We start from the raw sequence: 22358 nt of genomic DNA on the forward strand, positions 1-22358 counted from the left end.
GAGCCGCACCGCTTGGCGTCCCTCGAGGGCCCCCGCAGCATTTTTTTGGGAAAACAGTAGAGTTGGCGTGCAGCCATGGGTGCCACATCAGCGCGATCATTACCGAACGAGGCTGAGCATGTATGGGAGTGGGACGACAGCGCGCTCTACAGCGGCGAATGGTTCAAGATCGCCGATGCACACCCCACGACTACGCGTTTGAGATACTGCCGCTGCTCTCGATCAAGGCCGGGATATTCGCTATGCGCGAATTCCCGACCGGTTTGGTCACCAGCATCCTCTTCTCTCTGTCGGTCGACGGGTGCCTCCGGCACCTCCGCGGTTATTGCGACCTGGCCGACAAGAGCTCGCCCGAACGCATGCGAAGCGCTATCATTGAACGCGAATCCAGGCCCTCCCGAGCGATGACGCACGACGAGAAGCTGGAACATATCTGGTCGAGCACTGCGGACGATTATCGCGTTTCTGCGGCATAATCCCTCCGTCGATGGACTTTCGTGAAAGCTCGCGCGACAGGAGGATGCAATCGCATCATTGCGTGCCCGTGCACATCTGCCGGGTGGCTCAGGCCAAACGGGACCACGAGCCGATAGTGACGTCGGCGGTTGTGGCGACTGGGCAAGCTGCGGCTTGGACGTTGGATCGGCGCGGCCTGGCGCGGGTCTTGCGTGGTTTCCTCTCAGCTTCGGCATCCGAGGTTTGCCTCTGGCCGTTCTGTCCTTCGGTTTCGTGGCGTCTGAACCGGCGCCCGTTCGGTTCAAGGCCGCTGTCGCGCCGCGGGGCGGCCGGTCATGCCGCTCTCGACAAAGCAGGCACGCGGGCTTCGCAAGGGCTTGTCACCCCTGCTTGACCGCCTGCCTGCTTCGCTCGATCTGGCCTGCCCGGGCCATGATCCGCCCGGATTGCGCCTGTTCCTTTCGACCGCACCGAAGGACAGAACGGCCAGGGGGCCGACACTTCGGCGAAGCAAAGGAGACCACCATGGCAAAGTCAGCAACCCAATTCCGTCAATCAATCCGCCAATCCGCCCGCGTCGTGCCGCTGCGCAGAGGCGCCACCCTCGAAATGGTCCGCCTTTCATGCCCCGATGAAACACAGGCGCTTCGGATCGCCGAAAGCTTCGGGACCGCCATTGTCGACGGCGACGGCATCCGTGACATGCACGAGCGCCTGATCGTCGGAACCGCCACCGCACTTCCGATGGCCTTGGCGACCGGGCGATGCAGATCCATCTGCAGCGCATCGTCGGGGCCTATGTCGGATCGGCCCATGGCGCCGGCCAGTTCTACTCCCGCGCCGTCACCGAGGCGCGGGACGCCACCGCCAAGAGCGCTGCGGATGCCCGCGACGAGGATCTCGACGGTCCGGTCGGCTATGAGAGCGTCGCCCAGCGCAAGCGCGAATTCGCAGCCGACATGGGCATCCAGGCACATGCGCTCAGAATGGCGGCCGTCGGCGCTGTCGCAGCCTATGAGCAGGTGGTCGGCGAAACATGGAAGCCCTTCGACCGGCCGGTCGAAAATCCCGGCCAGACGCTCGACCGCAAGGCGGCAGCAGTCCAGCTGTCAGCCTTCGAATAACATCCATCACGGCGGGGCTCCTGCCCCGCTTTTGTTCACGTAGACGAAGGTGCCCTGTTCTCGTCAGCTCGAAGTCACGAGGGCCTGTGCCGGCCACCGCCTCGGATCAACGACGGGACGCGACTTCAATGCGTCGACAGAAGGTCCCAACCTCAACCGCGCCGTTGCTAAGATTCCGTCGGCTGCCGTGCGGCAGAAAGTGGTCTTGCTGGCGAAGCCCCTGCATTGGCTGCGGATGAAGATCGGTAATCTGTCCATTGCTACCCCGTCCCGCCTTCGGTCTGCCGGGCCGAGGGTCTCGCGCAAGGGCTTCGCCCTCCTTCACGTTGTTACGGCGCGTTCCGCGTGCGCTCATCCCTGATCTCCCCGGCTTTTGACCGACGTGACGGGGTCGCGATGGTCGCGACCTCCGAAAACGGAGGTTGAAGGATATGAAAAGAAAAGGGCAGGGCGAGCGCGCCGATCTCTATGCGGGGATCACCGACAGGATCGTTGCGGATCTGGCAAAAGGCGTCCGTCCCTGGATGAAGCCCTGGTCGGCCGCAAACACGACCGGATGGATCACCCGGCCGCTCCGCCACAACGGCGAAGCCTATAGCGGTCTCAACGTGCTGCTGTTGTGGTCGGAGAGCACAGCGAGGGGCTATGTCTCGCCGACATGGATGACGTTCAAACAGGCCTTGCAGCTGGATGGAGCTGTTCGCAAGGGCGAGACCGGAACGACGGTCATCTATGCAAGCCGCTTCACCAAGTCGGAGACCGACAGCAACGGCGGCGAGGTGGAGCGCGATATTCCGTTCCTTAAATCGTACACGGTGTTCAACGTGGCGCAGATCGACGGCCTGCCTGACCACTATCATGGCGCGCCCGAACCGTTCCTGAGCCCGATCGAGCGCATCGGTCACGCCGACGAGTTCTTCCGCAATACCGGCGCAGTCATTCGGCACGGCGGCAACCAGGCATACTATTCTCCGGCCATGGACTATATCCAGATGCCGCCGTTCGAAGCCTTCCGCGATGCCGCCGGGTACGCGGCAGTCCTCAGCCATGAGGCGACCCACTGGACGGCGGCAGAACATCGCGTGGGACGTGACCTGTCGCGCTATGCCAAGGACCGGACGGAGCGGGCGCGGGAAGAACTCATTGCCGAACTTGGCAGTTGCTTCCTCTGCGCTGACCTTGGTATCGCGCCGGAACTTGAGTCGCGGCCGGATCACGCATCCTATCTGCAGTCATGGCTCTCGGTGCTGGCCAACGACAAACGGGCAATTTTCCAGGCGGCCGCGCATGCGCAGCGGGCGGTCAATTATCTCCACGGTCTTCAGCCAAGGGCGGATGCCTGCGCGACGAGGGAGGCAGTGTAATAGCGCTCCTCTCTTTTTAGAGCGTCCTTTGGTGCTGCTCCCAAAATCTGAATCCGGGCAGCGCGGATTGACCGTTTGGGAGGAAAGCGAAGGCGATCTTGTTCCGTGCGGGCGCGAGCCAGTTTTGCTGCGACTGGCCCTAATGCGTCCTGCATCAGCAACAGGTCATTCTTGCGGATACGAGCAAGCATGGGCGACATGTGCCCGATCGAAAACCGGAGCCGCCATCGAGACGGAAAGTTCGGCAACGCTCCCCGGACTTGTCGCATTGGCCCGGCAAATTCCCAAACGATCGATCTGGCCATTGTTGCCATCCATTCGGGCATAGCAAGTGGGCACGGCCAACGCGGCCTCGATTTGACATGTCTGATCGAAGAGCGGCTGCGCCTCGATCGTTCATCCGCAACGGCATCGCCCCCTTTCTTCCCCTGCGACCTGCGTTCGCATTCCTCGCGGTCCAAGAAAGCCGTCTCCCGCCGCCCTCCATTGCGTTCCGGTCCCTGGGGATGCGGTCCGATCGTCCCCGATCAAATCGACAGTCATCGAGGACGCGATGGTCGCGGCCCGATCAAACCGAAAGGATCACGACAATGGCAGTCATCGGCGAATTCACCACCAACGGCAACACCATCCTCGGCCACGTACGCACTCTGACGGTCTCCATGAAGGCCCGCCTGAACCCGATCGAACGCACATCCCGCGACGCTCCCGACTTCCGGATCATGTCCGGAGCGGCCGAAGTCGGCGCGGCCTGGAGCCAGGTTTCCGGCGACGGAGAGCCCTACATCTCGGTAAAGCTCGACGATCCGAGCTTTCCAGCCCCGATCAACGCGGCACTTTGGCCGACCGAGAAGGAAGGCGACTACACGTTGGTCTGGAACCGCCCGAAGCGCGACGCCTGACCAAAGACGAAGCCCTGCCGGAAGCGGCGGGGCTTTTCCCTTGCTCAAATCAGGGAGGAACCGGGCATCGAGCCCGCTTCCTCCTTCCGGCCGCGATGCGGAAAGGTGGGGCTGCTCAGAGTGACCAATCGTGCCGTGAGCAAATGCCGGCCTCAAGGACTTCGCGTGGCCCCCCGATTTTGCTTCCGCTCCGGTTCCCTGCGCTCCAACAAACCCGGCACCCCGCTCGCCGCCTCTGGCGGTCGCCGACGCGATCCCTGACCCCGTCCTTTCCTCACGCCCGGCGGCGACATCTTTCTCAAACGTCAAGGGATGACGATGCTGCTGGAACAACATATCGAAGAACTGCGCGCCGAGATGAACCATTGCCACCCGGACGAGCGTCGCCAGATCGCAGCGGAGCTGGAACTGGCGCTGGCGGAACTGGCCGTTATCATGGCCGAGCAGGACGGTTCCGTTGACGCCGTGCCGCCCTTCTGAGGGCGGCATACACCCGCAATGCTGCCACCATCGTCCGATTGCCATCGAGATCGGGATCAGCTTTAAGCGTCAAGGCAAGCAGCGCCAATGATACTCCGCCGCCGGGAGCCGCTTTGGCGGCTCCCCCTGACAACCTCGCTTGCCGCGGTGCGGCTCACTTGTTCAGCACATCTTTCAGTGCTTTGGCGGGCTGGAACATAAGCTTCTTCGCAGCGGCAACCTTGATGGTGGCGCCGGTTGCCGGATTGCGAGCCTCACGCTCCGGGGTATCCTTGATCTTGAACTTGCCGAATCCGGGGATAGATGTTTCCGCTCCGGACGTGGCTGCCGTCGTGATCGACGCGAAGACGGTTTCGACGATCGATTTCGCCTTGGCTTTGGTCAGGTTCTGTTCGGATGCGATCTTTTCGGCGATTTCATTGGTTGTGGTCATGACGGTTTCCTCGTTAAAGACGGGAAAACCCTTTCAGGCGATCGTTACGTTGTCATGCGGCGATGTCTTTAGAGTGGCGCTCCTGCAGGGGTTTCCACAGTTTCTTGCCGGTTGATAGCCCCTTTTGCGCTTCTGCAGTACCAGTTCGAGAAAGCGCGATATCGCATCATTCTCATTGCCGAACACCTCGGTCATCTCCCCGCCAGCCTTGCCGATCCGTCCCCAGCTTCGCACGACGGCTATTTCGCCAAAAAGGGTTGGCCGGATCGCAAGCGCGTAATATCGGGCCATGTTCCTGTTGGCATCGATCCTCTGGCAATAAAGCTGGTAGTGGTGTGTTCCCATCCCCGCATGATCGGCGATGCTCGCGATCTGGTCCAACGAGACTTATGAATCGAAAGGTCGCTTCCGATTCATTTCTGTGATGGATGCCTGTTGCGGTTTCGGCAGTGTCCGATCATCCTCACGGGATCAAGCTTCCCGGTCTGAACGATACGCCCGGGCGCGATCGTTGAGGTGAGCACAGCCGGTAAATCAGATGGCGAGCTGTCTTCGCTTCCAATCGTCAGTCGGTCCATGTTCAGGCATCGCATGTTTTCCAAAAAGGAGGATCAAATGGCATCCATTGAGGAGGTGGCGACCGCGACGACTACGATACAGGAGCAGCTGTCATCTACGCTGGAGAGGCTTTAGGGCGGGTTTAGTGAGCACATCGTCAATGCTGCGGTGTCCATGCTCATCCTTCAATGAGATACAACGACCTGATCAAAGAGCGAAAGATGATCGACGCAGGAATGGCGCTGATGAAGGCAACGAAATGGCCAATAGAAGCCGAATACGGTCCGCAAGAAAACGCCTGAGCCGTCAAGGTCGCAGCTTGGCGAACCTGTTGGGCCTGGCCTGTATATCCATGTCCTTCCGCCTGAAATAGATCGCCCGCCCGCAGCGGATCGGACTATGGCCCTGGACGATAATGATCTGCTCGTCCTTGCGCATCGATTGGGTGATTTCGTGCGGCATTATCAACGGGCGGCGCTGGAAATTGATGTTTTCTGATTTCCGCGATGCGCTGTTTTTCGTACCCCAGCCGAGATTGCGAGAACGGCCTTTGACTTCGACAGTCATTTCTCCACATTGGGCAGAGACGTTGCGGGCGGTATCCAGTGCCTTGATCGCGGCGTAACTCGCGAAAGCGCAGCCGTCGATCCACGACACCGCACCGTCTTTTCCGAAGTGCCGTTCCAGTTGCCCGACGGACTGGTACATCAGCATCATGCTAACGCCATACTTGCGACCGCGATCGCGTGCCTCTTCAAGCACGCGCATGTAGCCAAGCAGATCGACTTCGTCCAAAATGAACAACGCTCGCCTCGTGAACGCACCATCCGCTTCGATCATCGCGTTGATCAGCGAGCCGATGATCACCCGACCGATACCGGGATAGGACCGCAGGATCGATGCGGGGATATTGATAAAGACGTCTTTCTTTCCGCCAGCGATCTCGCTCGATTTGAACGTGTTGCCGCAAACCAGTGCCGCGTAATTATCGAGCGACAGCCATTGCGTATCCTTCGATGCCGTCGAATAGACGCCTGAGAACGTTTGCTCGGTCATGTTAACAAAGACGCCGAGCGTTTCGCGGATGAAGGCGGACGCGGAGTGTCCCTGTACGTCGCGCAGCATGGCGAGCACGGAGGTTTCCGGCTCGGAGACGATCTGGCGCAGGCTGCGCAGGTTTCGCCGTCCTGCATATTCCGGTGACAGCATCACATGCGCTAGAAGACCAGTCAGCAGATTGTGTGCCTGCGATTGGAAGTAAGAGCCAGTCGACGATTCGAAGCGCAAGCTTTCCGAGAGTAACATGTGCGCGATGCCGACAATGTCCTCTTCCTTTTTTAGCGAGTGCTCGATGCCGTCGAGCACGTTAAATCCCATGACCGGATTTGCCGGATCGAGAACAACAACCTCTCGGTCGAGTTTATCTCTTCGGTGGTCAACGACCATCGGGGCCACCTCGGTGGACGGATCCAGGCAAATGAGCGGACCCGTATATCTGAGCGCCGTCGGCACGACGTTGCTGGTGGTCTTGAAGCCACCGGAGCCCGCGAAGAAAAGCATGTGAGTCGAATCGAAATCCTGGGCGTAGGTCAGCAGCGGGGCTTTGCCACCGCGTCCCCAGGTGGCCGGATCGTTCGGATCGAACGGCAGCTCATGGACGAGTTCCTTGTCGACCCTGTAGCGCTCACCGATAACGATTTCACCATCATCGGGAAACAGCCGTGCCGCCGCCGACATCGGCAGCCAGTCTGCATCTCCGAATGTTCCGCGCCTGGCGCGCGTCACCTGTTCGGGCACGACGCTGGAGATGCGCGCCGCGACCGCGGCCGCCATGAACCCCATCGCTGCGCCAATGACCGCAATCATGTCGACGAATGACGGCGCCCGATCCCAGGTCAGCACACCGCTCTCTACGAGCGGCTGAAGCCGCACGAACTCGCGCAACCCGTAAAAGCCGGCCATCAGGAGAAAGCAGAGAAAGCTTGCCAACGCCACGGGTCTTCGCCGATGGAGGGGCAGCGCCCAGACCGCCAGCAATCCAGCCAGCGGCCCGAACAAAAGGACGGGCACCGGTGACGCCCGAAGGAACCAGTATTGCGTCTTGCCTGTGATGCCGGTCGCCAATTCAGGCCAACGCCAGTGGGCGACGTAAAAGGAAAATCCTGTGACGGCGATGGGAATGATCATGAGCAACAGGCTCGGATGCTGTTTGGCCTTTCCCTTCATTCCGCCACCTTCAAAAAGCGTTCTAACCCGCCGTTGGATGCCGCATCTCTGAAGGCCAGCTCTCCGATATCGCACAGACGCCGATGTTCAGGTGTCCCCTGCACAACCCGCTTCATTTCTAGAAGCCCGCCAAGCAGGAAAGCCCGATCGGCGTTCGACAGGCCCGCGCGAACGACAATGTCGCCGAGCAAGAACTTTTCTCTCGCTCCCTTCTTTCGGTCAGCTGTCATGTGGAGCCTCCGTTTCCGAACCAGTCGCTCCATTTGCCTGTCCACGCGGCGAAGCAGGTGAGCCAGCGGCCTGCTTCTTCTCGCCGTTGCGAAATCGCGCTGCGATCTCGTCGAAGATGCGATCCACCTCCTCGTCAGCGATCTCCATCTCCGCCAATCCCGACTTCGTCGCCGCACGCGCGAAACGATCAGCTGATTTTACTATTAAAGTTTTTCTTCGTTCGCGAAGCTTCTCGATTTGAGCATCAATATCCATGAGCGCAGGCTTAGTGGCCATAGTCAAGTCCTCTCAACGTCTTTGGAAATTTCTATCCCGTCTTTTAACTGACTAGAAAATGTTAGTCAAATGCGCTACCGTACACAAGCCCCCAAACGTCGATATTGGAAATCCCAACAGGGCCGTCTTCTGGAAAAGCAGCATCGGTTTTGTCAGGCCGATTGATTTGAGGGCGCAATATACGTCGCTGACGCGACGTGCCTGGAAGGACTGGAGACGTTAGTGGCGATCATGTTCGTCAGAGCGCAGGTGATCAGCAGGGGAGCGGGACGCAGTATCGTTTCGGCGGCCGCCTATCGTCATCGGGCGCGGATGATGGACGAACAGGCCGGAACCTCCTTCAGTTACCGTGGCGGCGGCGCCGAACTGAAACACGAGGAGTTGGCGCTGGCGGACCAGGTGCCGGCCTGGCTGCGCGCGGCCATCGATGGGAAGAGTGTCGTTGCGGCCAGCGAGGCGCTTTGGAATGCAGTGGACGCATTCGAAACTCGTGCCGACGCGCAGCTTGCCCGCGAGTTGATCATCGCGCTTCCGGAAGAGTTGACGCGATCAGAGAACATAGCCCTTGTGCGCGAGTTCGTCCGGGACAACCTGACGTCCAAGGGCATGATCGCCGACTGGGTTTATCATGACAGGCAAGGCAATCCACACATCCACCTGATGACCGCGCTTCGACCTCTGACGGAACAGGGTTTCGGGCCGAAGAAAGTGCCGGTGCTTGGCGCCGACGGCAAGCCGTTGCGGGTCGTCACGCCGGACCGACCGAAGGGCAAGATCGTCTACAGGCTCTGGGCCGGCGACAAGGAAACCATGAAGGCATGGAAGATCGCCTGGGCGGATACGGCCAATCGGCATCTGGCGCTTGCCGGCCATGAGATCCGCCTCGACGGGCGTTCCTATGCCGAACAGGGGCTCGACGGGATTGCCCAGAAACATCTTGGGCCGGAAAAGGCAGCGCTCGCCCGCAAGGGTGTCGCGATGTATTTCGCGCCGGCCGATCTCGCGCGCCGGCAGGAGATGGCCGACCGGCTGCTGGCCGATCCGTATCTACTCCTGAAACAACTCGGCAACGAGCGCTCCACCTTCGACGAACGTGACATCGCCAAGGCACTGCACCGCTATGTCGACGATCCCGCTGATTTCGCCAACATACGCTCCAAGCTGATGGCCTCTAATGATCTCGTACTGGTGAAGCCGCAACAGGCGAACCTGCAGACCGGCAAGGTGGCCGAACCTGCGGTCTTCACCACACGCGATATCCTGCGCACCGAATACGACATGGCGCAGTCGGCGGAAGTTCTGGCCCGGCGCAAGGGCTTCGGCGTCGCCAACGCGAAAATTGCGGCGGCTGTCAGAACCATAGAAACCGGCAATCCGGAAAATCCGTTCACGCTTGATCGCGAACAGGTGGAGGCTGTCCATCATGTCGCCGGCGACACTGGCATCGCCGCTGTGGTCGGGCATGCCGGTGCGGGAAAATCGACGCTGCTTGCCGCGGCGCGCATCGCCTGGGAGAGCGGCAACTACCGCGTCTTCGGGGCGGCGCTTGCTGGCAAGGCGGCCGAAGGGCTTGAGGATAGTTCCGGCATCAGATCGCGCACGCTCGCCTCATGGGAACTAGCCTGGGAGAACGGACGCGATCTCCTCGACCGGCGGGACATCTTTGTCATCGATGAAGCTGGCATGGTCTCGTCGCAGCAGATGGCGCGTGTGCTCAAGCGCGCCGAGGAGGCTGGAGCCAAGGTGGTTCTGGTCGGCGATGCAATGCAGCTTCAACCGATCCAGGCCGGCGCAGCCTTTCGGGCGATTTCCGAACGGATTGGTTTTGCCGAACTTGCCGGTGTGCGGCGCCAGCGTGAAGAGTGGGCGCGAGAGGCCTCCCGTCTTTTCGCCCGCGGCAAGGTCGAGGGGGGGCTGGATGCTTATGCGCAGCGGGGGCGTATCGTTGAGGCGGAGAGCCGGGCTGAAGCTGTTGAGCGCATCGTTGCAGACTGGACGCGCGCTCGCCGCGACCTCATCCAGCAATATGCCGATAAAGAACAGTCGGTTCGCATGCGTGGTGACGAACTGCTCGTTCTCGCCCATACCAATGGCGACGTAAGGCGGCTCAATGAAGCGCTGCGCAACGTCATGAAAGATGAAGGCGCCCTGACCGTCTCTCGTGAATTTTACACGGAGCGAGGCGTGCGGGAGTTCGCCGTCGGCGACCGGATCATCTTCCTCGAAAACGCCCGGTTCCTCGAGCCGCGCGCGCAAAGGCTTGGGCCTCAATATGTCAAGAACGGCATGCTCGGCACGGTCGTCTCCACCGGCGACACGCACGGCGGCCCATTGCTATCGGTCCGTCTCGATAATGGCCGGGATGTCATCATCAGCGAAGATAGCTATCGCAATGTCGATCACGGTTATGCTGCGACCATTCACAAGTCCCAAGGTGCGACCGTCGACAGGACATTCGTGCTCGCAACCGGGATGATGGATCAGCACCTGACGTACGTGTCGATGACTCGCCATCGCGACCGGGCCGATCTTTATGCCGCTCGCGAGGACTTTGAGCCGAAGCCGGGATGGGGAAAAAGATCCCGGGTTGATCACGCCGTCGGCGTCACGGGCGAGCTGGTCGGAACCGGCAGTGCGGAGTTCCGGCCGCAAGACGAGGATGCCGATAAAAGCCCCTACGCCGATGTGAAAACGGACGACGGAACCGTGCATCGGCTCTGGGGCGTGAGCCTTCCGAACGCCCTGGACGAGGCCGGCGTGTCGGAAGGCGACACGGTGACGCTGCGCAAGGACGGTGTCGAACGGGTGACGGTGACGGTGCCCGTCATCGACGAGAAAACCGGAGAGAAGAGGTTCGAGGAACGGACGGTCGATCGAAACGTCTGGACTGCCAAACGGATCGAAACGGGAGAGGTTCGCCGGCAGCGCATAGATGAGGAGAGCCATCGGCCGGAACTGTTCAAGCAACTGGTGGAGCGTCTTGGCCGCTCCGGCGCCAAGACGACGACCCTCGATTTCGAGAGCGAGGCTGGCTACCGGGCACACGCCCGCGATTTTGCCCAGCGTCGCGGTATCGATACGCTCTCCGGGGTCGCAGCCTGGATGGAGGACGGAGCGGCGCGGCAGCTGGCGTGGCTGGCGCAGAAGCGCGAGCAAGTGGCGAAGCTTTGGGAGCGGGCGAGCGTGGCGCTCGGCCTCGCGATCGAAAGCGCGAAGCGTGTTTCCTATAGTGAGGAACGCGCCGAAACCCGGACGGCAAAAATTCCGACGGATCGACAATATCTCATCCCGCCGACAACATTGTTTTCCCGTGGTGTCGGCGAGGATGCCCGCCGCGCGCAGCTTCGCTCGGATCACTGGAAGGAACGCGACGCCATTCTTCGCCCAGTCTTGCAAAAGATCTATCGCGATCCCGAAGGTGCGCTCGCCAGACTGAACACGCTTGCCTCCGACGCGCGGATTGCGCCCCGCGAGCTTGCCGACGACCTTGAGGCCTCGCCGCAGCGCCTCGGCCGTCTGCATGGATCGGATCTTCTTGTCGATGGCCGCGCGGCCCGCTCCGAGCGCGATGCGGCGGTGTCGGCGTTGTCCGAATTGCTGCCGCTGGCACGTGCCCATGCCACAGAGTTTCGCCGCCAGGTCGAACACTTCGGCATGCGCGAGGAGCAGCGGCGCGCGCATATGTCGTTGTCGATCCCGGCGCTTTCCAAACCGGCTATGGCGCGCCTTGCCGAAATCGAAGCCGTACGCGAGCGCGGTGGCAAGGATGCCTACAAGACGGCCTTCGCCTACGCGGCGGAGGATCGCCTTTTTGTTCAAGAGGTGAGGGGGGTCAACGACGCTCTCAACGCTCGCTTCGGCTGGTCCGCCTTCACCGACAAGGCAGACACTGTTGCCCAGCGCAACATGATCGAGCGCATGCCGGACGACCTTGACCTCGACCGGCGCGAAAAGCTCAATCGTCTTTTTGCCGCCATACGCCGCTTTGCCGAAGAACAGCATCTTGCCGAAAGGAAAGATCGCTCCAGGATCGTTACCGGCGCCAGCGTCGTGCCTGGGAAAGAGACGGTGCCGGTGTTGCCAATGCTTGCAGCTGTAATGGAGTTTGAAACCCCGATCGACTACGAGGCGCGGGAGAGGGTGCGCGCTGTTCCTCACTACAGTCAGAATCGCGCCGCCCTTGTGAACGCAGCAGCGCGTATCTGGCGCGATCCGGCAGGTGCTGTCGGAAAGATCGAAGATCTGATCCTGAAGGGCTTTGCCGGTGAGCGGATCGCCGCGGCCATCAGCAATGATCCCGCTGCCTACGGCGCGTTGCGAGGCTCCGGCCGTATCGTGGACAAATTGCTCGCTGTCGGCCTGGAGCGGAAAGAGGCTTTCCGTGACGTCCCGGAGGCGGCAAGCCGTGTCCGGTCATTGGCCACCTCATTTAGGGCCGCATTTGATGCAGAGAGGGAGGCGATCACTGAGGAGCGCCAGCGCATGAGCATTGCCATCCCGGGACTGTCGTCGTCCGCCGAAGATGCACTGAGAGAACTCTCAGTGGCGATGAAGAAAAAGAACGGCAGGCTCGACGTCGCTGCCGGCTCGCTCGATCCCGCCATTAGTAAGGAGTTTGCAACCGTCAGCCGCGCCCTCGACGAGCGCTTCGGCCGCAATGCTATCCTGCGTGGAGAGCTGGATGTTATCAATCGCGTGCCGCCTGCTCAGCGCCGTGCGTTCGAGGTAATGCGGGAACAGTTGAAGGTGCTGCAGCAGGTTGTCCGCATGCAGGCAAGCCAGAACATCGTAGCAGAGCGCCACCGGCGTGTACTCGACCGCGCCCGCGGCGTTATCCTCTTTAACCAATGAATGGCTAACACCTGTGCTGAGCTTGTCCCTCATGCTGTTCGCTTGCGGCAATGCGTTGCGTGGCCAGAAGATGGTCAGCCGGATCAGGAGCTTTAATGACCGCTTCAGTAGCTGGCAGTTCCAAGGGCAGTTATTCAACCCACTTTAATGGGTTGAATAAATTGAAAATATGCATTAATTGAACCATTGAAAGGGTCAATTAATGCGCCTAACGCTCCAAACCCATTTTTATGGCCAGTGGCATCACGCCGCGACGCTAGAACTTAAGGATGACGCGGCCGGCTTCCAGGGCGCGTCCATCGTCGATTACGATCTCGACTATTTCGTCACAGTTGCATCTGCGGAGTTCGCGGGTGGAAAAACGGTTCGCGACCATCGCGCGTTATCTGTCCGATATCCCGTTGATCTCGAAAATCGATATAGCCGCAGCTGGCCGCCCTTCCTCTTGGATCTCATGCCCCAGGGGCATGCAAGGCGAAAGCTTGCCGAGCATCTCAGTCTTGCTGAAAGCTTGCGTGCTTCTGATCTCCCGCTGCTTCTGCGATCGGCGACGGGCGGCATAGGCAATATCCGGATCAAAGAAGCGGCGGAGGCCGAGACGGAACGGCTGCGCGGTGTTGAGCGCCAAGGGGTTACAGAAGCGGAAATCCTTGAGCGCTCGGATCGTTTCATGGAAGTCGCAGATCGCTTCGGAATGCTCGCCTCTGGCTCAAGCGGCCTGCAAGGCGAATGGCCTAAGGTCTCCATGACCCAAGCGAAGGACGGTCTCTATTATCCCGACAGCTTCGTGACTGATGATGAGGCCGTGCGCCACGTCATTGTCAAGCTGGTCCGCAGCAACGAGCCCGTGGACCGCCTTATACTCGAAGGCGAAGCCCTCTATTCGCGGATCGCTCAAGAGATCGGCCTGAATGTGGACGAACCTTCGACCTATGCCGAAAGTGTCCTGATCATTCCTCGGTTCGACCGGAAGAAAAAACAAGGTGGCGGAACCGTTAGGCTGGGCCAAGAAAGCCTGGTATCCGCGATCGGCATTGCTGATTTCGGTCATGTCGGCTCGCACGAGGCCTACATCGACGTTTTGCGCCAATATTCTGCCAATCCTTTCGCGGACATTGTCGAATACCTGAAGCGGGACATCGCCAATTTGGCGCTCGGCAATCCCGATAATCATGGCCGAAATTCTGCACTGAGTAAGCACCAGGACGGCACGATCCGCCTGTCTCCGCTCTTTGATTTCGCGCCAATGCGGCTTGCCAAAGAGGGGATCGTTCGTTCCACCCGCTGGGCCATGATGCGGGACGGTGGTCGCGATCACCTTCCCGATTGGAAACGCATTTGCGCTGAACTGATCCCCGATACTGATGAGCAGAATGCGCTCGCAGCTGAGCTTTCCGTGTTTGCCGAATACCTCCGGCAAACACCGGCTATGGCGAAAGATATGGGTGGGTCTCCGGAAATTCTAGAGCGTGCAATGGGACGCTGCATTGAAATCGCGGAGAGCGTTCTGGCGGCGTGCCAGTGATGCCGGAGGACAGCTAAATGGCTCGATGGAGAAAGCCAACGAAAGAGGAAATTCTTGAGAACCGGCGAACACTGGTGGAACGCGCTCGGACTGGCGACTTGAGGTTACCTGAGGCTGTTGTTGAAATCCGAAGAGGGCTTGGTTTGACGCAGGACGAATTCGCCAAGACGCTATCGCTCACCAGGCGCCAAGTTGCTGAGATCGAAGCCGGGACGGCGAACCCAACGCTCGAAACTTTAGCGAAGATTGGCCGATTGTTCGGGTTTACTGTGGGGTTTATTCCGAAGGCGCAATGATGGCTGAATTTTCTCGGGGGATGGGCGATGGTACCACGCAAGGAAGCGACGGCGAGGATCAAAATCAATCGGCTGCTGGAGGCCGCTGGCTGGCGCTTCTTCGATGACAAGAGTCTTGCCCATTTTGGCCTGGACCTCTTCAGGCCCGGCGCCGTTCATACGCCAGCGTGCTGCCCAGGCTGCCATGAGCAGGGGCTGAGACGCATACGACCGATAATTCCCCGCCACAATCAGGGGCGCGTCAGGATACAGCCGCATTGCAATCTGCGCCAGAACATCCTGCTTTGCGTCGTTCCCTGGCAAATGGTGCAGCACGCCGATCATGATTGCAGCGTCAAACGATGGAGCTCTATCCAGATCGGAGACGGTTCCGAGGACGGTCTCCACCCGGTCAGACACTTCGGCCCTGACCAGATGATCGCGTGCAAGGTTGAGCATCGGTGCTGAAGGATCGACGGCGACAAAGGACCATTGCGGTTCCAGCCGAGCGGCGGCGATGATTTCGCCCGCCGTACCGCCAGCCCCGACAACCAGCACCCGTGCCGCTGTTCCTTCGCCCAGAGCTGCAGACAGCATGCAGGCGGAAAGCTCGTGGCAGGCGTCATATCCGGCCAGCGCTATCCTACTTTGTCGTGCGTATTCCCCTGCGCGGGAGGCGTCAAATTTGGCTGCAGAATCCTGTGTCATGCTGTCTCTTGTCTGTTTAGACGTGCTGGCGTGCTTCGCCCAAGGAGGATACAAGATTTGCGATCAGGAAAGGGAGGAAATACATGATTGAAAGTTCAGATTCCGGGCGAAAACATGATCGGTTGACGGCTTTCCTGAAAGCCTTTCATCTTGGCGCATCACGTTGCGATTGTGCTGAAGCCGCTAACCTCCTGATCATCAATGTCCATGGCGCAGGTGAACCGACCCATCTGCTTTATCGCGCCAGATCCACGGCGTCGCTGCCGGATGGCGCAGCTATATGCGCCGGCGCCACAGTGGATTTTGGCGGTAGTGCCAATCCGTTGGTCGGTGCACTGCCAGACGAATTGTGCCTTTCACTGGCCAACGAACCGGAATTGCGCGGTTTGTGTCAACTGATGGTGGCCGAGGTCGAGGTCGCCCGCTGCGGTGGCGGTACTATCGAGGCGCGTCTATGCGAGATCATCGTCGTGCTTGCGATCCGCAAGGCAATAGCGATCGGCACGGTCGATGCGGGATTACTGGCGGGTCTGGCGCACCCCGGACTGCATCCCAGCCTTGTGGCCATACATGACAATCCGGCGCGAAATTGGCGGATTGCGGACCTTGCCGCCATAGCGGATATGTCGCGCGGACAATTCATTTCCACCTTCACGCAAACCGTTGCCCAGTCGCCTATCGCCTACCTCAATGGCTGGCGCCTGGCGCTCGGACGAGCAGAACTGCGCGCCGGACGAAGTGTCAAATCGGTCGCCGCCGGGGTCGGCTTCGGCAGCGCCGCCGCATTTTCCCGCGCCTATTCCCGCAAGTTCGGCTTACCGCCGGTCCAGAGTAAACCCCGACCATGAGGCAGAGGATCTTAATTCCCTACAGGGCTTCGGCCCTTTCGGCCAATGCTGAGGCCGCTGTCCAGGGCACGACCGCCGATGCTCATGTCGAGTGGCACGATCTGGCAGAGAGTTTCCCTGAGGAAGGTTCGATTTGGCGACCGTCATGTCTCTCACACCAGGTCCTGGGGAGGCTGCGAGCGCGGCATAAGGACGGAGCGCAAGGCAGGCTTTTGGATTAGTTGCTCGCGGCAGCTTTTGGGCGTTGGCGTTCTGGCGCCAAACGGCCAATGGGATCGGGTCTGGCAAGCGGGCAAAGCGGCTTCAATCGGTCGTTCGGCCCGCATTAAGTTCACGGAAGCTTCCGTTCGCTAAACCAGCCGGTTCTCACAGACGCATCGGTTCACCTTTGAATGAGAGCTAACCAATGGCGTCGACGAGGCGACCCACCGGCTCCTCTTCAGGCGCGCGATCGACCTGCGCGAGAACGCGGAAATGGCAACGCTCCTCTGTTGCATGCGTCGTTACCTTTACAGCTAAGGCCCCCGCGATGATTGCTTCCGGGAAGTCAGCCCGCATAGTGAACGGTGATAATGGGGTCGGCTCCGCCCAGTCGGCAAAGCGCCTTCGTATCGGTCACAGAGGCTATCATGGGACGCGCCTGAAAGCAGGCAACGCTTCGCAGCGGCGTAACACGTCACCTGTGCGCCATTTGCGGTCATTCGCTTGAGGCGATGCATTGTCCAACTTGGGACCGGAAGCTGCCGTGGCGACGATGCGTTAAAAAGTGGCGTTTGCAGGCTGATCCTGCCATTGAGCGTAAGTACAGTCTTCTACAACAGGGCAACCGCATGAAAAAAGACGATGCAGGCCCAGCAGACTATCTCATTTTCCTGGGCCAAGTAGCAGCATTGCTGGATTCGGATTTCCTGCGTGAGGCAGAAACATTTGACTATGGGCAATGGGAATTACCTTTTGAGGCGGTGCTGTTGAAGCTGATGGAAGGGTCGCCGAAAAATGAAGGTATCGACATCGGCCTTGCTAAAAAACTGGCAAAATATGCGGGGTTGTTGGACGAGGGAGTGCTTACTCCAGATACTTGGCAGAGGTCCATTTATTGGTACGGCGCACCTGCAAGGTAGATGACCGCATAGGGCCGAGTAGCGACGAGATATGCTACTATTGGTCGGCCTGATGGAGGCGACGCGGCGGGAGGAGTGGCGGAGGATTCGGGATGGATACCGTCGCACTGCGTAATCGTTCTCCATGGAACGAGGGAATTCTGGTCGGACAGAAGCGACCACTGCAGCCAAAGAACGTTTGGTCGATCCGCGTCAGGCTCGAAATGAGTGGGGCGACCCGAGAGCTGGCGCTGTTCAACCTTGCCATCGACAGCAAGCTCCGCGCTTGCGACCTGGTCAAGCTGAGGGTTGAGGACCTATGATCGGGTAGTTCGATCCGGGACCGAGCGACCATCATCCAGAAGAAGACGAAGCGACCCGTGCAGTTTGAGGTGACGGAGCAGACGAAGACCGCGCTCGTGGCATGGCTTCCCTTCGTTCGAAGGAACGGCGGCAGCTATCTATTTCCAAGCCGTCGGAAGACGTCGCGTCATTTGTCCACGAGGCAATACGCTCGGATTGTCCACCGTTGGGTCTCGTCTATCGGACTTGATGCCAGCGCCTACGGCACCCACTCCATGAGGCGAACCAAGGCAGCGCAGATTTACAAGAAGACAGGTAACCTCCGGGCCGTCCAGATTCTGCTCGGTCATACGAAGCTGGAAAGCACCGTTCGCTATCTCGGCGTCGAGGTGGATGATGCCCTCAGAATTGCCGAGCAGATCGAGCTATAGGTTCTTGACCATCGGCAATAGCCGGTGGTCTCTCTCGCGCCAATACCGGTCATTGACAATGTGCTGCCTACGCAGTGATCTGTTGCGTGAATGGCTGAAGCATAAGGATTTGTCGTGGTCTCTGTAAATTTCCGGCAGGCCGTAGTAACTGACCAACTGTCCATTACCGACCTCCACGTTCGTGTAAGTAGGGAGGCCTATGCTGGCCTGCTCCCCCAGGACTATCTGGCGAATGTGATGCCTGGAGAGAAGGCTAAGCTCTGGCAAAGACGCCTTACTCCTTCTATCGACCCCGAGAGGCTGGTGATCACTTTAGCCGAGGTACACTCTGGTTTGGCGGGTTTTGCATGTTTCGCCCTTGATGAGGAGACGGATTTTGGCACCTACCTGCACAACCTTTATGTGGATCGGTCTTTTCAGGGGAAAAGGCTCGGCCCGAGGCTCCTCATCGAAAGCATCAGTCGTTTTTCAGAAGAACGCTGGGCAGAGCCAGTTCACCTCCTGACGATACGCGAGAACTACACAGCGCGCGGATTCTATGATCGCCTTAATGGTCATATAGTCGAGCAGAAGCAGAATGTGATGAGTCGCTATCCGGACGTAGCTTTCGTCCGCTATCAGTGGCCATCTGCGCGAGCGATGGCTTCAAACGCTTCAAGCCTTGGCATCCGTCTAGGGGAAGAAGACGGTCGCTGAATGTCGCTCTTTTTTAACCGCCCCGAGCCGTAGTAGCTGGCATCTGGGCCCTTCCGCGTCGCTAAGACGGGAAAAGGCGAGTTCCGATTTGGCTATAATTGGTGCCTTCCGCTTCGCGCCATTTGCAGTCATCGACATTCAAATGGAATCCAGTACGCTCAAGCTACGGGAGGTGCGGATGCTGATTATTCTCGGTGGACTGCCGGGTTCGGGAAAGAGTACGATTGCCCAGGCACTGGCTCGGCGAATAGGCGCGTGTTACCTGCGGGCCGATACCATAGAACAAGCCATCACCTCTTCAGCGCAAGCAGACGGACATGATGTCGGTCCAGCAGGATACATTGCCCTTTATCGGCTGGCGGCAGACAATTTGCGGCTGGGTCAGACCGTCATCGCCGATTCCGTCAACCCGATCGAAATCACCCGCGCTGCCTTCAGGAATGTCGCGTTCGAAACGGACTGTAAGTTCATTGAGGTTGAAGTTTTCTGCTCCGACATCACGACACACCGTCATCGGGCCGGGACACGATCACCTGGCATAGAAGGCCGGGCCAATCCAACCTGGGTCCAGATACAGGAGCGAAAGTACGAGCCGTGGTCCCCTGATCTACGTCTCGACACGTTCCTCCTTTCTGTCGATGAAAGCGTGGCGCAAGTCGTGAAATTGCTCTGAATAATCCTCATGACGCCCATGCGCCATGTGTGGACATGCTTAGCCATCGGCACAGGACGCTTTTCATTTTTTCACGATCGGCGATCGATCCATAAGCAGTATCCCCGCTCGAGCCTCCGGAGGTATGCAACACGGAGAGACAGGTGAAATGCCGTTAGAAGGCTGGTAAGACGAAACGGCTGGAACACCCCGGAGGCAAGACTAATGACCAGAGAAGAAATGCTGAGCTATTCTCAAGCGGTTTGTGATGGCCTTCGCGAGGACGAAGACGGGGTGAGACGTGAGGTTCTCACCCACGCAGGAAATAGGTGGTCGCTCGGCGTCATACATACCCTCGGCGTTTATGGCAGACTTCGACACGCAGATATCGGTAGGCGGATGCACGGCGTCACGCAGCGAATGCTAACTCGCACCCTACGCCAACTCGAAAGAGATGGCCTCGTCACGCGCCACGATCTTGTCGAGATGCCGCCTCGGGTGGAATACGAACTGACAGAACTTGGAATGGGTCTTCTCATTCGTATGGTTCCGTTGTGGACATGGGTCGTGGAGAATTCCGGGCAGTTTCGAAAGTCACGAGAGGACTTTGACTCCCGGCCGCCAGAAAAGCCTTCCTGGCAGACGTTCTAACAGGCGAGAAACGTTGCCCCTCCGTGGATGTCATCACGACGTCAACGGACAGTGATTGGAAGCTGCGGGCTAACTGGAGGAGCGCGGGCATACCGTGCTCCTCTGTTTCGCTTTCTTATGCCGGTTCGTACCCTGAAGGCCGCGTCACTTTCTGCTTAGGTTCGCGTTGATCCAATCGGACACATCCGTCACCTTGATGCCTTCGCGCACGTTAAACGTGCCCGCCTTGTCCCATGCCATGCCTCGCCCGATACCAAAGGCTGCACGGTACTTGCGCATCATGTTTTGGGGGTCGTTTGCCAGTTCTTCCATAAGGGCCGGAACAGTCCATTCGGACCGGCTAAAGGGTTGGTTCAAACCTGTCTCAAGCTTGTCCGCAAGCTCGCCATAGGTGACGGTGTCGCCCGCCAGAAAGACGATCTCGTTGCTGATGGAGGGTTCGTAGAAGACGATTTCAGCGGTAAGCACGCCGATGTCGTCGGGCGTCGTCAACGTGACGGCAGTATCGAAGCTTCCGAGCGCGTTGACCGTACTCTTCTCCAGATCAACGACGCCGAATTCCGGTTCGAAGAGATAGCTCATGAACATGCCGGTGGAGATGATGACCCATTCGGTCTTGCTTTGAGAGCGCAGGAGTTCACGCACATCGAGTTGAGCGTCGAAGATATCCTGAGGACCACCTCGACCAATCGCCTCGAAATCGACACCGAACTGCCAAGGGAAATATCGGGGAATACCGGACTGCAGCGCCGCCCTGGCGAGCTTCATTGGAGTATTGATCCCTGCCGCATAGCCCGTGCAGCCGATCACGGTGTCGTACTGCGAGAAGACGGATGCCAACTCGTCAATCGAACTTTTCACCAAATCGCCCAGGACGATCTCGATACCCAAGTCACGAATTTCAGTGATGTCGCGCTGCTTAGCCGGTACATCGGACTCCACGGCACTGGTGCGCAGCAAAACGCTGATCTTCGCGTCCTCGATGTCCTTGGCGCGACGGGCCAGGTTGCGTAGTACCGGCATGCCGAGTTCCCCGGCACCAAGCACGAGAATGTTCCGTGACTTCACGTTGGAAACTGCATTGTTCATTGATTTCAATCCTTCGAAAATCCTGTGTCGCCGCTATTTGGCAAGGCTGGACCACGAAAGAAAGAAGGTACACGGATGATACTGCGGCAAAATCAAAGGACGCCGTTCCCGTCGGATTAGTCTTCCGAAACAGTCGTTCGTCCGCTTTGGGCCAACAGGAGACGCTCTGCTGCAATAAGGGTTGCCGTCGGCTTTTCCGTCATCCCCGTTGCTCGGTTTCTTGCTATTTTTCGCTGAGTGTGTGTTGAACCTTACATCCTGCGCTCGGTACTCTTAAGTGAGCTGGAGAGCCCGGAAACGCGACTGGCCTCACGCTGCTGCAAGACGTGCCGGGATTCGGCCAGTATCTCGCGATACCTTTGGATCTTGGTTGCTTTCATCCTGAATAAGTCGTCGACTGATACCGTTGCCTGCTGCACCGGAAAAGCCACTTCGTTTTCCAGAAGGTCGAGCAAAAGGTTTCGCATCACTGCGTTTTCTTCTCGAAGTTTCGCGACCTCAATAGCCTTCCCACTCGACTCAAATTTCCGTGCGATAGCTTTGTCAATATCGTGTTCGACAAGCAGAATCTTGGCGGCATAGTACCGGCAAGCAAAGAATGCTGTGACGAGCGCGCATAACGCGATGACAATGTAGATCATTTCGACCTCCAGGTTATCCTGAAAGTCGATATTCGGAAGCCGGATTTCAATACGCGATTCACTCGACAAACCAAAATGGCTCCTCTTTGATGAGGAACCGGGGCCGTAAACGTATCAAGTTCATCGTGATTGAAACGGTGATTGTCAGACGCTTCAATCTTACATATTTTGGCGTCTTGTTACCTTAACAGGGAGGTCGCCTTCCTCACGGGGTATGCGAGAGGCTCACCATTTTCCAAGATGAAACCCATACGGTACATGCATCTGCGCATTTCGGGAGAGCCATACGCACCTGCATAAATACCGACGGGGTGGTATGATGGGTAAGATTCCAAACTGCATCTGTCGAGTGCTGACCGATAGGCGATCTCACGTACGTAGTCGCCCGTCACCGGAACCGTGCCGTAAAGATGCCATTGAGTCCGCGCTTCCGCGACTGCTGCCGTGAAGGTAACGCCCAGAATCACGCTTAGAGCCAGCTTGAGTTTCATGACACGCCTCCAAATAAACAATTATGACGAGCAACGGATATTTCGTC

21 protein-coding genes and 2 pseudogenes are annotated in these 22358 nt (G+C 58.8%); 14 read left to right on the plus strand and 9 right to left on the minus strand.

Annotated elements, in window-relative coordinates; all coding sequences use genetic code 11:
* Window positions 1-158 precede the first annotated feature (158 nt).
* From QRN60_RS25335 to QRN60_RS25355, 5 genes and pseudogenes are all read left to right on the plus strand, one after another.
* Window positions 159-476 carry a DUF1419 domain-containing protein gene (locus QRN60_RS25335; protein WP_336376889.1) on the plus strand — a complete coding sequence of 106 codons (318 nt, stop codon included), beginning with the start codon at window positions 159-161 and terminating at the stop codon, window positions 474-476.
* Between the two features lie 505 nt (window positions 477-981).
* Window positions 982-1580 (plus strand): annotated as a pseudogene (locus QRN60_RS25340) (hypothetical protein).
* Between the two features lie 431 nt (window positions 1581-2011).
* Window positions 2012-2944: an ArdC family protein gene (locus tag QRN60_RS25345; protein ID WP_087747414.1), complete on the plus strand. Its 933-nt coding sequence runs from the start codon at window positions 2012-2014 to the stop codon at window positions 2942-2944.
* A gap of 590 nt (window positions 2945-3534) precedes the next feature.
* Window positions 3535-3846 (plus strand): DUF736 domain-containing protein, encoded by a 312-nt coding sequence (locus QRN60_RS25350; RefSeq protein ID WP_087747416.1) that lies wholly within the window; start codon window positions 3535-3537, stop codon window positions 3844-3846.
* A 318-nt stretch (window positions 3847-4164) separates the two neighbouring features.
* Window positions 4165-4326 carry a hypothetical protein gene (locus tag QRN60_RS25355; protein ID WP_019565695.1) on the plus strand — a complete coding sequence of 54 codons (162 nt, stop codon included), beginning with the start codon at window positions 4165-4167 and terminating at the stop codon, window positions 4324-4326.
* Window positions 4327-4480: 154 nt separating this feature from the next.
* Here the strand turns inward: QRN60_RS25355 and QRN60_RS25360 are convergent, their stop codons facing one another.
* The 5 genes from QRN60_RS25360 to QRN60_RS25380 form a co-directional block, all read right to left on the minus strand.
* Window positions 4481-4759 carry an HU family DNA-binding protein gene (locus tag QRN60_RS25360; RefSeq protein WP_087747419.1) on the minus strand — a complete coding sequence of 93 codons (279 nt, stop codon included), beginning with the start codon at window positions 4757-4759 and terminating at the stop codon, window positions 4481-4483.
* 33 nt (window positions 4760-4792) lie between these two features.
* Window positions 4793-5104 carry a WGR domain-containing protein gene (locus QRN60_RS25365; protein ID WP_087747464.1) on the minus strand — a complete coding sequence of 104 codons (312 nt, stop codon included), beginning with the start codon at window positions 5102-5104 and terminating at the stop codon, window positions 4793-4795.
* A gap of 519 nt (window positions 5105-5623) precedes the next feature.
* A complete protein-coding gene (gene traG, locus QRN60_RS25370) occupies window positions 5624-7543 on the minus strand; it encodes a Ti-type conjugative transfer system protein TraG (RefSeq protein WP_112207147.1) in 1920 nt (639 codons plus the stop codon).
* A complete protein-coding gene (locus QRN60_RS25375) occupies window positions 7540-7773 on the minus strand; it encodes a conjugal transfer protein TraD (protein WP_003517392.1) in 234 nt (77 codons plus the stop codon). The genes traG and QRN60_RS25375 overlap by 4 nt, the downstream gene beginning before the upstream one ends.
* Window positions 7763-8050: a TraC family protein gene (locus QRN60_RS25380; protein WP_065687562.1), complete on the minus strand. Its 288-nt coding sequence runs from the start codon at window positions 8048-8050 to the stop codon at window positions 7763-7765. The genes QRN60_RS25375 and QRN60_RS25380 overlap by 11 nt, the downstream gene beginning before the upstream one ends.
* A gap of 222 nt (window positions 8051-8272) precedes the next feature.
* Here QRN60_RS25380 and traA point away from each other — a divergent pair, with 222 nt between their 5' ends.
* From traA to QRN60_RS25395, 3 genes are all read left to right on the plus strand, one after another.
* The gene (traA, locus tag QRN60_RS25385; RefSeq protein WP_112207148.1) at window positions 8273-12901 is read left to right on the plus strand and encodes a Ti-type conjugative transfer relaxase TraA; all 4629 of its coding nucleotides are present in this window, start codon (window positions 8273-8275) and stop codon (window positions 12899-12901) included.
* 202 nt (window positions 12902-13103) lie between these two features.
* Window positions 13104-14426, plus strand: a complete 1323-nt coding sequence (locus tag QRN60_RS25390) for a type II toxin-antitoxin system HipA family toxin (protein ID WP_112207149.1) — start codon at window positions 13104-13106, stop codon at window positions 14424-14426.
* A 17-nt stretch (window positions 14427-14443) separates the two neighbouring features.
* Window positions 14444-14722: a helix-turn-helix transcriptional regulator gene (locus QRN60_RS25395; RefSeq protein WP_111820949.1), complete on the plus strand. Its 279-nt coding sequence runs from the start codon at window positions 14444-14446 to the stop codon at window positions 14720-14722.
* On the opposite strand, the gene QRN60_RS25400 is transcribed toward QRN60_RS25395, so the two are convergent.
* Window positions 14663-15409: a class I SAM-dependent methyltransferase gene (locus QRN60_RS25400; protein WP_284767233.1), complete on the minus strand. Its 747-nt coding sequence runs from the start codon at window positions 15407-15409 to the stop codon at window positions 14663-14665. The two genes, QRN60_RS25395 and QRN60_RS25400, sit on opposite strands and share 60 nt — an antisense overlap.
* 122 nt (window positions 15410-15531) lie before the next feature.
* On the opposite strand from QRN60_RS25400, the gene QRN60_RS25405 reads away from it, so the two are divergent.
* From QRN60_RS25405 to QRN60_RS25430, 6 genes and pseudogenes are all read left to right on the plus strand, one after another.
* Window positions 15532-16257 carry an AraC family transcriptional regulator gene (locus QRN60_RS25405; RefSeq protein ID WP_236772117.1) on the plus strand — a complete coding sequence of 242 codons (726 nt, stop codon included), beginning with the start codon at window positions 15532-15534 and terminating at the stop codon, window positions 16255-16257.
* A gap of 830 nt (window positions 16258-17087) precedes the next feature.
* On the plus strand, window positions 17088-17378 hold the full coding sequence (locus QRN60_RS25410; protein WP_087747467.1) for a hypothetical protein: 291 nt from the start codon (window positions 17088-17090) through the stop codon (window positions 17376-17378).
* Between the two features lie 92 nt (window positions 17379-17470).
* Window positions 17471-18091 (plus strand): annotated as a pseudogene (locus QRN60_RS25415) (tyrosine-type recombinase/integrase).
* 114 nt (window positions 18092-18205) lie between these two features.
* Entirely contained in the window at window positions 18206-18787 is a 582-nt protein-coding gene (locus QRN60_RS25420) for a GNAT family N-acetyltransferase (protein ID WP_020811850.1), read from the plus strand.
* Between the two features lie 178 nt (window positions 18788-18965).
* Window positions 18966-19460 carry a P-loop nucleotide/nucleoside kinase family protein gene (locus QRN60_RS25425; RefSeq protein ID WP_087747468.1) on the plus strand — a complete coding sequence of 165 codons (495 nt, stop codon included), beginning with the start codon at window positions 18966-18968 and terminating at the stop codon, window positions 19458-19460.
* A 219-nt stretch (window positions 19461-19679) separates the two neighbouring features.
* Window positions 19680-20090, plus strand: coding sequence for a winged helix-turn-helix transcriptional regulator (locus QRN60_RS25430; RefSeq protein WP_223568408.1), 411 nt, complete (start codon window positions 19680-19682; stop codon window positions 20088-20090).
* Between the two features lie 144 nt (window positions 20091-20234).
* Here QRN60_RS25430 and QRN60_RS25435 read toward each other — a convergent pair whose 3' ends face one another.
* The 3 genes from QRN60_RS25435 to QRN60_RS25445 form a co-directional block, all read right to left on the minus strand.
* On the minus strand, window positions 20235-21179 hold the full coding sequence (locus tag QRN60_RS25435; RefSeq protein WP_087747430.1) for an aromatic alcohol reductase: 945 nt from the start codon (window positions 21177-21179) through the stop codon (window positions 20235-20237).
* Window positions 21180-21430: 251 nt separating this feature from the next.
* Window positions 21431-21820: a hypothetical protein gene (locus QRN60_RS25440; RefSeq protein ID WP_031234202.1), complete on the minus strand. Its 390-nt coding sequence runs from the start codon at window positions 21818-21820 to the stop codon at window positions 21431-21433.
* Window positions 21821-21999: 179 nt separating this feature from the next.
* Window positions 22000-22311, minus strand: coding sequence for a hypothetical protein (locus tag QRN60_RS25445; protein ID WP_162686928.1), 312 nt, complete (start codon window positions 22309-22311; stop codon window positions 22000-22002).
* Window positions 22312-22358: the final 47 nt, after the last annotated feature.

The organism is Agrobacterium sp. CFBP2214, assembly GCF_030209895.1.
Lineage (GTDB): Bacteria > Pseudomonadota > Alphaproteobacteria > Rhizobiales > Rhizobiaceae > Agrobacterium > Agrobacterium radiobacter.